Raw genomic sequence first — 14913 nt, 5'->3', positions numbered from 1 at the left:
GGTGTGCACAAGGTATTTCTTATTTGTCATGTTTATTTGCTGAAGCAGGCTTTCGCTTTGTCAACAAAGTATCTGTGAAAATCCAGGCAGCCACTTAATTCCGGATGAAAAGCGGTTGCCAGCATGTTGTTTTCTTCTACAGCGACAATTTTGCCAGCAACAACGGCCAGTATTTTTACCGCCTGACCGGCCGTAACAACATAAGGGGCGCGGATAAATACCAGGGGTACAGGCGCAGCGGAGACTGCTGGCACAATTTGCTCTGTGCAAAAACTATCGAGCTGACTGCCATACGCGTTACGCTGGACAGTAATATCCATTACCCCCAGATGGTTGACAGGTTCGTCAACAATAGTCTTGGCTAAGAGAATCATGCCAGCGCAGGTTCCCCATACCGGCAGGCCTGATTTAATTTTGTCAGCCAGGAGGGGAGCCAGGTCAAACTCCTGTAACAGCTTGCCCATGGTTGTTGACTCGCCGCCAGGCAGGATAAGGGCATCCACGGTGCTAAGTTCAGCCGCCTTCTTTACGGCAATGCCCTGGGTATCAGGGAGTGCGTTCAGACAGTCCAGGTGTTCCTGCACAGCTCCTTGGAGGGCTAAAACGCCAACTGTGAGCAAGTCTACCACCCTCTGCTTGCCAGGCGATCAGCTGGCTCAAGTTTGTCCAGTCCAATACCGACCATGGGCTCACCTAGGTTTTCGGAAACACGGGCTAAAAATTCAGGGTCATTGTAGTGAGTGGTAGCTTCGACAATGGCTTTGGCGCGTTTGGCAGGATCACCTGATTTGAAAATACCTGAACCGACAAATACACCATCGCAACCCAGCTGCATCATGAGGGCGGCGTCGGCTGGAGTGGCAATGCCGCCGGCAGCGAAGTTAACAACAGGCAATTTACCATGTTTCCAGATATACTCAATAAGGTCAAAGGGGGCGCTCATTTCCTTAGCAATACTCATTAGTTCTTCGGCCGGTGCGGCTTTTACCCGGCGCATATCGGCCAGCATGGTACGCATATGCCGGACAGCCTCGACAACATCGCCTGTGCCAGCTTCTCCCTTGGTGCGGATCATAGCGGCACCCTCGCCAATACGGCGCAAGGCTTCGCCCAGGTTGCGGGCACCGCAGACAAAGGGGATTTTGAAATCGCGTTTATTAATGTGGTAGGACTCATCGGCCGGGGTTAAGACTTCACTTTCGTCGACATAGTCAATACCCAAAGCTTCAAGAATCTGGGCTTCAACAAAATGACCAATTCTAGCTTTCGCCATGACAGGTATCGTAACGGTGGCTTTAATTTCACGAATCATTTTCGGATCAGACATCCGGGCTACGCCGCCATCTTTACGAATGTCGGCAGGTACACGTTCCAGGGCCATAACAGCGACGGCCCCGGCTGTTTCCGCAATTTTGGCCTGTTCCGCATTGGTAACATCCATAATGACGCCACCCTTTAACATTTGAGCCAAGTTTTTGTTGAGTTCATATTGGTTTTGCATAATTTATTGTCCTCCTCTTTGCATAAAATGAATTGTTCTGTTAAAATAATTGTACCGACACGATTTCAATGTATTAGTACAAAATTTTTGTAATTATAGCAAGGTGGGAAAGAAAAAGCAAGATGACTACGGAATTTTTAGAATTTGTATCGATACAATTAATAAAAAACAATAAAATAGCTCTATATGTTCAGTTGTATGATAACTTGCGCGAGCTGATTACCAGCGGCAAATTGAGTTATGGCTATTTATTGCCGCCGGTGCGTAAGCTAGCAGCTTTTTTGGAGGTTAATCCGGGGACGGTGGTTAATGCCTATAAATTACTGGAGCAAAACGGCTACATCTTTTCCCGTGCCGGCAGCGGCAGTTATGTGGCTGAAATACCAGTCAATGGCAATACCGAATATCAGCCTGCTGCTGAAAACGAAGTAGAGCTCCTATCACCTGTTACGGTAGACCCAGGAAAAAATTATCTTGATTTTGCCACTGTAATGCCGCCCCCTGATTTATTGCCAATTGACGATTTTAAAAATGTGTTGATCGAAGTCCTGGATCGAGATCAGGGCAATGCGTTTAGCTATCAGGACAGCCAGGGATTTGAGCCCTTACGGCAGGCGATTTCCACTTATCTAAAGGAACAGGGGATCAAAGCGCAGGCTAATAATGTTCAGATTATTTCAGGAGCCCAGCAAGGCATAGATATTGTTGCTAAGGCTGTATTAAATTATGGTGACTATGTGTTTACCGAAAACCCCACTTATCCTGGTGCCATTGCGGCTTTTCGTTCCCGCGGTGCCAAAATTGTTGAAATAAATATGGAAAGTGACGGCATTAATATTCAGGAATTGGAAGCCAAAATCAGATCATTTCGTCCTAAATTGATTTATGTAATGGCAAATATCCAGAACCCGACAGGCTATTCCTATTCACTTGGCAAAAGGAATCGGTTAATTGGTCTTGCCAGGCGATATAATGCGCTAATTTTGGAAGATGACTATATCAGTGAACTGGATGTTTCTGACGTGCCCTTGGCCCCGCTAAAGGCGCTGGACCGTGACCAGCGGGTTATATATTTAAAAAGTTTTTCTAAAATCTTTATGCCTGGTCTCAGACTAGCTTTTCTGTTAATGCCGCCGTCCATGGTGGCGAAAGTGCTGGCTAGTAAGCACAATTCGGATATTTCTACTTCCGGCTTGACGCAGCGGGCCTTTGATCTCTACTTGCGCAAAGGCATCTGGCAGCAGCACATTGCGGCTATTCGCCGCATTTACATAGAACGGTATCAAACAACACTGGCGGCCATTGAGCAGTTTCTGCCGCCTAGCGTAACCTGTCACCGACCCCGGGGCGGCTTGACCTGCTGGCTGGCTTTACCGGAAGGGGTATCTGCTCAGCAGGTTGTTCAAGCTGCCGAGCAGCAGGGTATGCTGTTAACCCCAGGTACGGCATTTTTTCCGCGACATGCGCCTGACCGGTTTATCCGGCTAAGTTTTGCGGTGGTTTGCTCGGAAGAAATACTACAGGGAGTAAAACTATTGGGTAAAATTATAGGTGAAAGGGTCAGGTGAGTAGATGAGAAAAACAAAGCTATTTTTACATATCTTTTTTCTTGTTATTGTTTTGGTGCTCAGTTCTTCGTCAACCTTTCTGTCAACAATTGCTATGGGGGCCACGGCGGCTCCGGAGCATATTACGTTAACCTGGTCAGCTGATCCTAAAACCACGCAGACGATAACCTGGCGAACGGCGGCTGTTACGGTTGGCGGGCAGGTGCAGTATGCTGAAACAATAAATGGCCACTTGTTCCCTGAGCATGCTATAACTATAGTTGCCAGTGTAGAAGCACTTCATACGAATATCGGCGATTTGGCTATTCACTCCGCCCTCATAACTGGACTAAAGCCCAATACCCGTTATGTTTATCGGGTGGGCGGGCCTGATGGCTGGAGCCAGCCAAAATATTTCACTACAGCACCAGCAATAACACAGAATTTTACCTTTTTGGTATTTGGTGACTCCCAGAGCATTAATTATAATGTTTGGGGGACTACCTTGCACAAGGCATATCAAGCTAACTATCAAGCTGCATTCTTTGCAAATGTAGGTGATCTTGTTGATGTCGGTCAGGATTATGCCCAGTGGAATAGCTGGTTTAGTGCGGGGCGAGGGGTTGTTGATACAATCCCGGTTATGCCTGTGACTGGTAATCATGAGTACTATACACCACAGCGCCGCCAGTTCACCATGCCGGTTTTGTTTACGGCGCAATTAAAGTTACCGCTCAATGGTCCTGAGACTCTGAAGGGCCAGGTATATTCTTTCGATTACGGAGATGTACATTTTGTTATGTTAGACAGTCAGGCAGGAGAGCAACGCGAATTTGTGCCTGACATGCTCGAACAGCAAAAGGTCTGGTTGGAAAACGACTTACAGAGTACCCGGAAAAAATGGAAAATTGCCTTCTTACATCGCCCGCTCTACAATAATAAGCCTGAGGACAATGATGCTATCCGCAAAGCGTTTGGGCCTATTTTTGATAAATATCATATAGACGTTGTATTTACTGGCCATGATCATGCCTACGCCCGGACCTACCCGCTTTATGGTGGCATGGTGACAGCTAGCCCGGTTCAGGGGACAATCTATGTTGCCACTGGCAGGAGTGGAACTAAAACCTATCCGAATGTGCTAGCCAAAGAGTGGCATGAGTTTTTCTATGATCCGCAGGACGAACCCAATTATCTGGTTGTAGCAGTCAGTCAGACTACGCTGCAGGTGAAGGCATTTAAGCAAAGTGGTGTGCTTATTGACAATTGGGTTATTAGTAAATAAACGAAACATAGCGCTGAAACCAGAAAAAACCCCTAAGCCATTTGGCTCAGGGGTTTTACTGGTTGTGTGTTATTGAAGATCGCATATTTCGTCTAATAAATGAGTGGCTTGGTCATGAGGAATATCTTTTACCAGTACGACTTCGCTGATGAGAATTTGCCGGGCGTTGTCAAGCATGTTCTTATCAGCCATCCCCAACTTGCGCTTATTTTTGATTCTGAGTAGATCCCGAATGACAGCAACTTCTTCGCAGATATCACCACTCTTGATCTTGCTCATGTTCAGTCGCTGCCTTTGGGTATCATTCATTGGTGTTGTATCTGTTTCACCACTGTGGAAAGTGCTAAGCACATTATCCAGCTTATCTGGATCTACTATCGGGCGCATCCCCAGTTTTTCTGTCTTATCCAAGGGGAGCATTACCTGCATGTTTCGATGAGGTATATTGACAACATAATAAAGCTGTGTCTGCCCAAACATTTCTTTCTCTTCGATCTTCTCGATAATACCTCCACCATGCATTGGATAAAAGATCTTATCACCTATTTGAAACATGAAGTCACCCCCTAGTAACGATGTTATTAAGTATATCACAAAAATAGAAAAATATCAAATTAAAAACCATAATTATAGCACTGCAATTTGAAGCCGTCAATATGTTAATTTATTATCCAGATATTCCTGTATGAGGCAATAGTTACTTTAGTGCTTATAACTGGTAGGTAGACTTGAAGTTGCTCTTCTTTTTAGAAAAAATCCATTGACAAACCATATAGATATTATAGAATTAATATAGCATTTATCATAAATAAGTCGATTTGGGAGGAAATAATGAAGAAGCTGCTAACGTATTTTCTATTACTAATTTTTACCGCTGTTATTGCAGGCTGTGGTGGTTCTACTACTAATAAGCCACCGCAGGCTAAGGACTTTTCAATTAAAATTGGTGGTTCCAGTACGCTGGCACCGGTAGTTGCCAAGGTTGCTGATGATTTTACTGAGAAATATAAGACCTGGAAAAAGGTAAAAGATAGCTTGGCTGATGAACCGATTGCAATTTTCGTGGCTACTGGTGGTTCAGGCTTTGGGGTAAAATCGGCTACTAATGGGACTGTCGACATTGGTCTGGTGTCGCGGGTAGTGACTGAAGCTGAAAAACAAAAACTTCCCAACCATAAGCTGTATACGGTAGGATTTGACGCGTTGACGATTGCTGTACATCCACAAAATCCAGTTGCAAAAGTCAAACCAAATCTGACTAAGAATGAGGTTAAACGCATTTTTTCTGGTGAGATAAAAACTTGGAAGCAGCTTGATGCCAGCTTGCCGGAACGACCGATTGTTGTGGCAATTCGTGACCTGGGCGGTGGTGCCAGCCAGGCATTTGATGAAGCAGTAATGAAAGGCACGCCAATCTCTAAAGAGGCTATTCAATTCCCATCAATGGGGGCATTGGCAGGTAAGGTTCAAGACAACGTGGATGTTGTCGGCTATGTTTCTACAGGTTTGGTTGAGCAAAATAAGGGCAAAATTGCTGTACTGTCTGTTGATGGTGTAGAGCCCACCAATGAGAATATCGTAAGCGGTAAGTATACCATAGCGCGTCCGCTAATTCTTATCGCCAAGACTCAGCCTGATGAACGTGAACAACAGCTTATCAACTATCTGATATCAGATAGCGGCCTTAAAACCTTAGAAGAAATGGGATTTGTACCTGTCAAAAACAAATAGCAGTACTAGAGTGAGATTGCCACGCTGCGCTCGCAATGACCGTTTGGGAGGCGCCCATGTCGTCATTGCGAACATAGTGAAGCAATCTCGTTTTTATTTTAGTGCTGAAGTTGCGGGAAAATAGAAAAAGATTTTGTTTGGTGGAGAGTTCTATGGCATGTGATAGAAAAGATATAGTACTAAAATGGTGCGGCAAAGTATGCGCAATAGGTTCAGTGCTAGTACTGTTGTCGTTATATGTGTTCATTGCTGGCGAAAGCTTGCCAATTTGGTGGGATGCAGGAATTTTACCACTACTGTTAGGCAAGGAATGGCAGCCACTGGGTGAATCGTCACAATTCGGCTTTTTCACTATGCTGGTCAGTACGCTGTGGTCGTCACTGGGAGCTATGCTTATTGCTGCGCCGCTGGGAATTTGCTGTGGTATTTTTCTTGCCGAATATGCACCAGGCTGGTTGTCGGCTGTAATCCGTACCGTACTGCATATTCTTACCGGAATTCCCTCGGTAGTGTACGGTTTTCTGGGAGCGAGTGTAATAGTCCCCTGGTACGAACGGGTACTAGGCGTACCGAGCGGGGAATCGTTGTTTTGTGCATCATTAGTATTGTCGATTATGGTTGTTCCATACATTGTGTCAGGCACTTATGCTGCCTTTAAAGCAATTCCTCTGACATACCGGGAGGCTGGGTATGTGCTAGGTGTTTCTAAGCTGTATATAACAACTAAAATATTAACCCCATTGGCAGGACGCAGTATGGCTAGTGCTGTTACACTTGCTTTTGGCCGGGCCGCCGGAGAAACTATGGCAGTGCTCATGCTTGCAGGAAATACACTTACATTGCCGCTTTCCTGGTTTAGCAAAGGAGAGCCGCTGTCAGCGCTTATCGCACTAGAAATTGGGACAGCTGGCATTGGCAGCCGCCAATATCAAGCCTTGTTCGCGGCAGGTTTAGTCTTGCTTTTGTTTGTTTCTTCCATTAACTTCGCGATTTATTATTGTAATAGCAGGGGGAGAGGCTAATGGGAAGAATCTGCTTATGGGCTTCAGGGCTAGTGGTTATCGCTATTTTACTATTTATTATGGGATTGCTGGTTGTTCGCGGTGGTGGGGTGATCTCCTGGGAATTTTTAACCTCAACACCCAAGGGTCTATATTTGGGAATGGAAGGCGGAATCTTCCCGGCAATAATTGGAACAATTAGTTTGGTTGCTATTGCTACTTTGACTGCTGCCATACCGGCCCTGTTGACAGCCATCTATCTTGTTGAATATGGGAAAGCATCACCACTTGCACATGTGATCAATTTTGTTATCCAGGCTATGATTGGTATCCCGTCAATCTTAATCGGTCTATTCGGCTATGCTTGCTTTGTTGTTACTCTGGGATTAGGTATATCGTTACTGTCTGGTGGACTTACGTTAGCAATTATGATTCTACCGACTTTGGTAGTCTTGATGCGGGATGCATTACAAGCAGTCAATGATGACTACCGACTTTTAGGGGAATCGCTAGGCGTTTCGCGTCGCTATTTGCTGCAAAGAATTATTCTGCCTGTAGCTAGTCCCCATTTACTAAGTTCAATATTATTGGCTATGGGGTATGCTGCTGGCGCGACAGCGCCTATTATGGTTACAGCTGCTGTTGTCATGTCGCGGGGTTCTGTTAGCCTGTTAAACCCGGTTATGGCCTTGCCATTTCATCTATACATTTTGTTTAGTCAGCATATTTCGCTTGAACGGGCTTATGGAACGGCATTAGTTCTAGTACTGATTTTGCTGGCGCTAAATCTGCTTAGCCTTTATTTGCGCAGCCGGTATGGAAAGAGAGTGGCATTCTATGATTAAAATAAAAGAATTTACTGCTTTTTACGCTAAAAAGCAGGTTCTTCACACTATAACGGCTAATTTTAATAGAAAAGATATTACTGCTCTTATTGGCCCTTCCGGCTGTGGCAAAACAACGTTGTTAAAGTCTATCAACCGGACAGCCGAACTGCAGCAGGAGTTTCGGGCTGCTGGGAGTATCTTACTGGACGGCCAGGACGTTTATCAATTGAATAACCCGGCAGCAGTGCGGCGGCAAGCTGGTATGGTTTTGCAAAAGCCAATAGCGCTGCCGCTAAGTATTAAGGAAAACATTCTGTTTGGACCAAGGTACTATGGTGTAAGAGATAAGGTGGAGCTAGATACTGTGGTTACAACAACTCTTACAAAAGTCGGCTTATGGAATGAGGTAAAAGATAAACTGAATTCACCGGCAAGTGAGTTGTCAGGTGGCCAATTGCAACGACTATCTATTGGTCGGATATTAGCAGTAGATCCCAGGGTGTTGCTGCTTGATGAGCCCTGTTCTAGTCTTGACATCAAATCCACGCAGTTGATAGAAAAATTGTTGGTAGAGTTAAGGGAACATGTAACAATTGTTATTGTTACTCATAATCTTATGCAAGCCAAGCGATTGGCCGATCAAACGATTTTCATGTCCGCAGGACGAATCATCGAATATAATGCAACAGCATTACTGCTCGAACAGCCGCAAAATCAGATTACCCAGGAGTTTTTGGCATTTTGAGATGTAAGGAGAGTAGGTTGATGATAAATTTTACTTTGCCAGATGGTCGCGAGTATAAAATAACCAATGCAGTATTTGACTATAATGGCACACTGGCCGAAGATGGTGTAATTACTGGGGAAATAAAGGAACTCCTGGAAAAGGTAGGTGAAGCAGCCAAAGTAACGGTACTTACTGCCGATACCTTTGGCCTGGCCCGGGCACAGTTAGAAAACGTGGCAGGTGTACAGCTCCATATCATTAATAAAGGGGAGGAAGCTGCCCAAAAACGAGATTTTGTCAGAGCGTGCGGTGCGGATACTACCATTTGTTTTGGCAATGGCGCCAATGATTGCGCGATGTTTGCGGAAGCCATTTTGGCGGTTGGTGTTATTGGGCCGGAGGGTGCTTACCAGCCAACCTTAGCGCAAGCTGATATTGTGGTAACCAACCCTAAAGCTGCGCTCTTGCTGCTGCTTAAGCCGGGGCGACTTGTGGCCACTTTGCGAACATAAACGACTAAGAAAATTCACCAATTTACGTCAGCAAGATTGGAGGCATTATGAAACAAAGAGCAAGAGTGGAACAAGCCATCAAACGACTGCCTGTCGATCAGACACCCTGCGGTGAGCTTGTCATTACCGATAAACTGGTACAAATGATGTTTAAGCAAACAGTTCTACAGTTTGAGCACCGTTTAGAGTTTATCAATACAATGGGGTTGGATGCTGTGTGTTTGCATCCAACCTGTACGGATATTTCCCGCGGTACTCCTTGTGTTCAGGATATTGTATTTAACGATTTACCGAACTGGGTGAACACCGAGTTATTTACCTTTGCTGTAGTCGATGGTCCGATTGGCTGGGCTGGTAAACTACTGGGTTTTGAGCAGTTGATGATGCAATTGGGTCGCCGTACTTCGGAGTTTTGTGAGTTTATTGCAGCTATCGAAACCCTGAATAAAGAGCTTATTAAGCGATTGGCGGGCAACGGGATAAATGGTATCCTCCTGGCTGACGATATTGCCTATAATCAGGGCGTTATTGCTCGTCCGGCGCTTTTGCGGGAAATGATATTTCCTTCATTAGCCGCGCAAGCCGATTATGTCAAGCAGTTAGGCTTGCCGGTGTTCTTTCATTCTGACGGCAATCTGACGATGGTGCTTGATGACATCGTCGCCGCCGGGTTTGACGGTCTGCAATGCATTGAGGCCCTGGCTGGCATGGATATTGGAGAGGTAAAAAGGCAGTATGGCCACAAATTATGCTTGTGGGGGAACTTAGATCCTGCTGAATTAATTCAATCGCGCAATGTAGCGCAGCTTGAACAAAAGGTAGAGCAGATTGTTACTGCTGCCGGTAGCAATGGTGGGTTGATTTTTGGTACGTGCAGTGGGCTTTTTGAAGATATGCGGTTGGACAGTGTAAAGGCTGTTTATGAAATGGCCAGAAGAAAAACAATATAGCGTATAGAGTCAGTATGATAAACATAGGGAAACCGTAAGGGATTAATTTTTTCCCAAGCAAAGGAACTGATTATTTGTGCTAAGTAGAGCGTATCAACCAGTCGAACCTATATGGCTTTATCTTTTGGTTACCGGGGCGCTGATTGCCTTAATGACCTATATCTGGAAATTTCGCAAAATGCCGGGTGCAAAACAGCAGGTCTGTCTGCAGGGCTGTAAAGCCGCGTGGCTAGTGTCCATGATCCTGATCGGTGTCAACCACGAATTGACCGATAAGCTTATTGCCTATCGGCTTAATTTACTGGCAGGCGTGCTTTCTCCTTATCTCTGGTTTATTTTTACATTGGAAATCAGTAATCAGGGGAAACTGGTACCGCCATTTGTTAAACAAGGATATTTGGGAATTATCGGCTGTTTATGGTTAGCCATTCTAACCGATCCCTGGCATGGGCTATATGGGCAGCAGACCTGGCTTGACGGCCAGGTCTTACACGTTATTCTGGGATACGGCAACCTGGCAATTAGGCTATCTAGTTATACGCTCAGTATCATAACTCTGGCCTTGAATGTGCGTTGGATTTTCATTACAGCAGGCCTGCGCCGCCATCAGGCTTGGTGGTTTACGATGTCAGGTTTGGCTTCGCTAATCGGTATTATATTTGAGAACCACCCGGGGGTCGGTTGGCTGGTGCCGCTGCCGCTGGGCTTCTTGCTGGCAGGGCTCTTTGTTACCTGGGGCTTTTACCGGTGGCAGGTCTACAATATTTTGCCGTTGGCGCAGCAAGTTGCCGTCAGGAACATGTTTGACGGCTTACTCGTTGTCGATGAATATGGTTTTGTTGTTGATATGAATCCGGCCGCACAAACAATCCTAGCCGGTTTGCCGGCTGCTGTTGGTACTAAATATGAAGAACTTGTCGCAGCCTGGCCGGAACTGGCGCACGTTGCTGACAATTCCGGGCGAACTGTATTGGAAGTGGTACGGGAATTGTCTGCAGGCAACCGGTTTTACCAACTAAATGTAACTTCTTTGCATACCAGGGGACATTCAATGGGAAAAGCGATTATCTTTAAAGATATAACCGAGCAAAAATGCAATCAGGCCAAGCTTCTGGAACGCGAAAAAGCGTTGTCCATTTTGACCGAACGGGAACGGCTGGGCAGGGAACTGCATGACGGACCGGGACAACAATGGAGTTATATCCATATGCAGGTCGAGGCCGCTCGGACATTTTTAGAAAAAAAAGACCCTGTTCAAGCCGAAGCACTGCTGGCAAGACTGGCAGGAGTTACTCGGGATATGCATGTCGATATCCGGGAATCCATCACCGGGTTACAACTCGCAGCGGCAACAGAGCAAGGGATATGGCAAAACGTAGAGGAATATCTCCAGTGGTTTAAGCAAAATTATGGAATTGACACCGTGTTAACAGTTAGTAACGAATTTGCCGCCAGGCTGCTGTCGCCGACGACCGAAGTGCAATTGCTGCGAATTATTCAGGAAGCGTTGACCAATATCCGCAAACACGCGGGTGCCAGTCAGGTCAGGGTTATGGTCAGGATTGACGGCAACCTGGCCGATATTTTGGTGGAGGACAACGGAACTGGGTTTGACTTTGCGACGGCGGCAGTGAAAAAAGGCAGCTTTGGGCTGAAAATTATGCAGGAACGGGCGGCAGAGATCGGAACGCAGTTTGACATCCGATCAAAGTCAGGTGCTGGAACCACGATTATTTTACAAGTCCCGTTGGCGTCGGAGGTTGGTAACGAACCGGCTATAGACCGCGGTGACAGAAAGGAACTGCCGCAATGAGAGTGCTGTTAGTTGATGATCATGCTTTATTTTTGGAAGGACTGAAAAATCTCCTGACCGCCAATGACATTGAAGTGGTCGGAATGGCGGTGGATCTCCGGGAGGCGCTGTGCAAAACGGCAGAACTGATACCTGAGGTCATTTTGATGGATGTGCAGATGCCAGGTGGGGACGGAATTGAGGCAACCCGGCTTATTAAGGATAAATACCCGGACATAAAAATTGTAATGTTGACCGTATCTCAGGATGACGAACATCTGTTTAAAGCTATCAAGGCCGGCGCTTCAGGCTATTTACTCAAAGGCCTGCCCAAAGAACAGTTCTTGTCATTATTGGTTGGGTTACACCGCGGCGAATCGCCCCTTTCCCCTGGCTTAGCCGCCAAAGTGTTTGCAGAGTTTTCCCGGAGGGAACGGGAACGAGAACAGCAAATAGCAGATATGGCTCCGGAAAAAATCAACTGCTTAAGTGCTCGCCAAATTGAAATCCTCAAGCTGGTCGCCCAGGGTGTGACCTACAAGGAGATAGCCGCTAAACTGAATGTCAGTGAAGCAGCGATTAAATACCATATGGGGGAAATTATTGGCCGGCTTCAACTCGAGAATCGTGCTCAAGTCATTACCTTTGCCACAGAATTGGGATTGGCTGCCAATAAGGAAAACAATTAATAACAAAATACAATCTTTGATAAAAAGCATAGGAAACTATGCTTTTTTTTAATGTATCAGACAAAACCCGGCACAGGCGGCCGTCATACAACGTTTCGCCGCTAGCGCTTAACCTCTGCTTATGCATAACGACCGCCTGTGCCTCCGTACTGTTTACGCCCGTCTTGAGCAAAGAGACGGTGGTTTTGTCTTGTTAACTCACCCCCCCTAAGATGGTAACGCCACCCCCTTACCGTAAAAAAATTGTGCCCCATAAGGTGGTGGCACCCCGGCACCCCCGTAACTTCCGCAACTCCCGTACTCCCCGGCCTTTGCCGGAAAAAGCGTTCCGTAGGAGAAAAGCCGGGCGGTATTCCGTTAAAAAATCCGTACTGTTTGAGCGTGAACTGGTACCCTAAATTAGGACAGTGAGAAGAAATCCGTTTTAGGAAGCGATAAGATGATCCCGATATTGATTTGGGGTCATCTTTTTTAATCCCCATTGGTAACGTTGGCAATTGTAATACTCAATGTATTCATCGATCTTATTCTGAACTTCAGTAAAGCTTTGGCACTCTTTTATATTAATTTCATCCTTCATATGTCCAAAGAATGACTCCATTGATGCGTTATCCAAACAGTTGCCCTTCCTAGACATGGACTGTTTTATCAATAATTCTTTCACCCTGCACTGAAATTCAGGATGTGTATAATGAAATCCCTGATCCGAGTGTATAATTGCGTCAGGGTGGATGTTTCCGCCCAAAGTTTCCTGTAATCGGTCCAGCGTTTTCATCACAAGACCCATTTCGAGAGAAGTCGATAGATGGTAAGCCAAAATTTCTCTTGTTGATCCGTCTTTAATGACCGATAAGTAAGCCTTACGCCCCTCGGCGTAATATAGATAGGTAATATCGGTTAACATGACCTTTTGCGGCTCGTGGTGATCAAACTTGCGCTTTAGCAGATTACATACCGTTTTATGAGGTTGAGTTGCCTTTGCCATTTTTCGATACGGATTCTTCCGTCTCACCACCGTAACCAATTGGAACCTTCGCATAATACGCAAAATCTTCTTGTGATTCATAAGAATTGCGTACTCTCTTTCTAGATTCATCTTTATCGTGCGCCAGCCACCCTTTCTTTTAGTAGCAATAAATATTTCTTCAATCAGTTTATAATCATTTCTGTCATGCTCTTCTCTCTGGTATCGACTAGGTGCTGCCTTCAGCCAGGCATAGAACCCGCTACGGCTAACTTGTGCTATCTCACATAAGTAACTAATCATACGATACTTCGGATACTTTCGTATGACTCGATATATGATTTGGAACTTTTCTGCAGCATTTAACGCCTTCTTTCTTTCTCCCGTATCTTTTTTAACAATTCATTTTCTGCCTCAAGAAAATAAATTTTGGCCTCGGCCTTTTTTAACTTATCTTCAATGGACGACTCTCTGCCTGTTAAACGGATACCTTTTGAACTTCGTCCCGCTTCTCTCAGACCTTGCTCACCACGCTGTTTGAAAATGATACGCCATCTTTTGATACAGACAAATGGTTTATCGTCTCCTATTAGTTGAAGATTGAAGCCATTGTCAATAAAAATTTGTCTAGGCTTCTTTCCAGATAAGTATTCTTTGACCGCTCTAATTTTAAAATCGGAATGATACGAGATATAGCGGTCAGTTACTTTCTCTACATTGGGGTTTCTCAGAAGGATGTGTTGATCCGATTCGCTATAGAATATATTACTCACTAAAATTCCGCCTCCGGTAATTAATAATTTCATTATATACATTTATTCGTTCTATGAACATACAAAAACCCCGATACGGACTTTATAATAGTGTCCATTATCGGGGTACCGGTTCACGTAGCGAGTTTACGGATTTTAGGAATATCGCCTGGCTTTTCAGCTTTTGGAGGCTTTGGGCCTAGACTTTTTGTTACTTTTGTGGCAATGACAAAAGTAAAACCCCTCTCTTTGTATTCCATTGATTCAACTTAACCGCCGATTTTACTTGTCAATCATGTGGGGAGATGTATCCCCGCTACTACAATAGGGTTCATGGATTTGAGTACCGAATTTCGGATGTACTCGAAGCCAAAGGACCGCGCTAGCGGTTTTTCTTAATTGAATAAGAAAGTATAAGTTTGGGGATTCGTGGATGCCTTATAAAACAAGGGTTGTCAGGTGGCCGTACTATTTACGTCTGGCAACCCTCGTAACTCCGTAACCCCTTGGCCTTTGCCGGAAAAAGCGTTCCGCAGGAATACCGCCTGGCTTTTCAGCTTTTGGAGGCTTGAGGCCTAGACTTTTTGTTACTTTTGGGGCAATGACAAAAGTAAAACCCCTCTCCTTGTATTCGA

13 protein-coding genes and 1 pseudogene are annotated in these 14913 nt (G+C 45.3%); 10 read left to right on the top strand and 4 right to left on the bottom strand.

The window, feature by feature from the left end; translation table 11 throughout:
- Positions 1-32 precede the first annotated feature (32 nt).
- Positions 33-620 carry a pyridoxal 5'-phosphate synthase glutaminase subunit PdxT gene (gene pdxT, locus ACZ449_RS16730; RefSeq protein WP_464257200.1) on the bottom strand — a complete coding sequence of 196 codons (588 nt, stop codon included), beginning with the start codon at positions 618-620 and terminating at the stop codon, positions 33-35.
- A 2-nt stretch (positions 621-622) separates the two neighbouring features.
- Positions 623-1501 (bottom strand): pyridoxal 5'-phosphate synthase lyase subunit PdxS, encoded by an 879-nt coding sequence (pdxS, locus tag ACZ449_RS16725; RefSeq protein WP_464257199.1) that lies wholly within the window; start codon positions 1499-1501, stop codon positions 623-625.
- A 122-nt stretch (positions 1502-1623) separates the two neighbouring features.
- Between pdxS and pdxR the strand changes: the two genes are divergently transcribed.
- Both pdxR and ACZ449_RS16715 read left to right on the top strand, forming a co-directional pair.
- Complete coding sequence (gene pdxR, locus ACZ449_RS16720; RefSeq protein ID WP_464257198.1) at positions 1624-3069, top strand: MocR-like pyridoxine biosynthesis transcription factor PdxR; 1446 nt, start codon at positions 1624-1626, stop codon at positions 3067-3069.
- A 4-nt stretch (positions 3070-3073) separates the two neighbouring features.
- The gene (locus tag ACZ449_RS16715; protein ID WP_464257197.1) at positions 3074-4333 is read left to right on the top strand and encodes a purple acid phosphatase family protein; all 1260 of its coding nucleotides are present in this window, start codon (positions 3074-3076) and stop codon (positions 4331-4333) included.
- A gap of 69 nt (positions 4334-4402) precedes the next feature.
- Here the strand turns inward: ACZ449_RS16715 and ACZ449_RS16710 are convergent, their stop codons facing one another.
- Entirely contained in the window at positions 4403-4888 is a 486-nt protein-coding gene (locus ACZ449_RS16710) for a CarD family transcriptional regulator (protein ID WP_464257196.1), read from the bottom strand.
- A gap of 276 nt (positions 4889-5164) precedes the next feature.
- Between ACZ449_RS16710 and ACZ449_RS16705 the strand changes: the two genes are divergently transcribed.
- From ACZ449_RS16705 to ACZ449_RS16670, 8 genes are all read left to right on the top strand, one after another.
- Positions 5165-6064 carry a phosphate ABC transporter substrate-binding protein gene (locus ACZ449_RS16705; RefSeq protein ID WP_464257195.1) on the top strand — a complete coding sequence of 300 codons (900 nt, stop codon included), beginning with the start codon at positions 5165-5167 and terminating at the stop codon, positions 6062-6064.
- Positions 6065-6216: 152 nt separating this feature from the next.
- Positions 6217-7086, top strand: a complete 870-nt coding sequence (pstC, locus tag ACZ449_RS16700; RefSeq protein ID WP_464257194.1) for a phosphate ABC transporter permease subunit PstC — start codon at positions 6217-6219, stop codon at positions 7084-7086.
- The gene (gene pstA, locus ACZ449_RS16695; protein ID WP_464257193.1) at positions 7086-7910 is read left to right on the top strand and encodes a phosphate ABC transporter permease PstA; all 825 of its coding nucleotides are present in this window, start codon (positions 7086-7088) and stop codon (positions 7908-7910) included. The genes pstC and pstA overlap by 1 nt, the downstream gene beginning before the upstream one ends.
- A complete protein-coding gene (locus tag ACZ449_RS16690) occupies positions 7903-8637 on the top strand; it encodes a phosphate ABC transporter ATP-binding protein (RefSeq protein ID WP_464257192.1) in 735 nt (244 codons plus the stop codon). Before pstA ends, ACZ449_RS16690 begins: the two co-directional genes overlap by 8 nt.
- Before the next feature lie 20 nt (positions 8638-8657).
- Complete coding sequence (locus ACZ449_RS16685; protein ID WP_464257191.1) at positions 8658-9131, top strand: hypothetical protein; 474 nt, start codon at positions 8658-8660, stop codon at positions 9129-9131.
- A 47-nt stretch (positions 9132-9178) separates the two neighbouring features.
- Positions 9179-10081 (top strand): uroporphyrinogen decarboxylase family protein, encoded by a 903-nt coding sequence (locus ACZ449_RS16680; RefSeq protein ID WP_464257190.1) that lies wholly within the window; start codon positions 9179-9181, stop codon positions 10079-10081.
- 76 nt (positions 10082-10157) lie between these two features.
- A complete protein-coding gene (locus ACZ449_RS16675; protein WP_464257189.1) occupies positions 10158-11894 on the top strand; it encodes a sensor histidine kinase in 1737 nt (578 codons plus the stop codon).
- The gene (locus ACZ449_RS16670) at positions 11891-12562 is read left to right on the top strand and encodes a response regulator transcription factor (protein WP_464257188.1); all 672 of its coding nucleotides are present in this window, start codon (positions 11891-11893) and stop codon (positions 12560-12562) included. Before ACZ449_RS16675 ends, ACZ449_RS16670 begins: the two co-directional genes overlap by 4 nt.
- Positions 12563-12986: 424 nt before the next feature.
- Here ACZ449_RS16670 and ACZ449_RS16665 read toward each other — a convergent pair.
- Positions 12987-14299 (bottom strand): annotated as a pseudogene (locus ACZ449_RS16665) (IS3 family transposase).
- Positions 14300-14913: the final 614 nt, after the last annotated feature.

Source organism: Desulfosporomusa polytropa, from assembly GCF_055380075.1.
The sequence above is the reverse complement of the archived record's forward strand: the minus strand, read 5'-3'. Positions and strand labels throughout refer to the sequence as shown.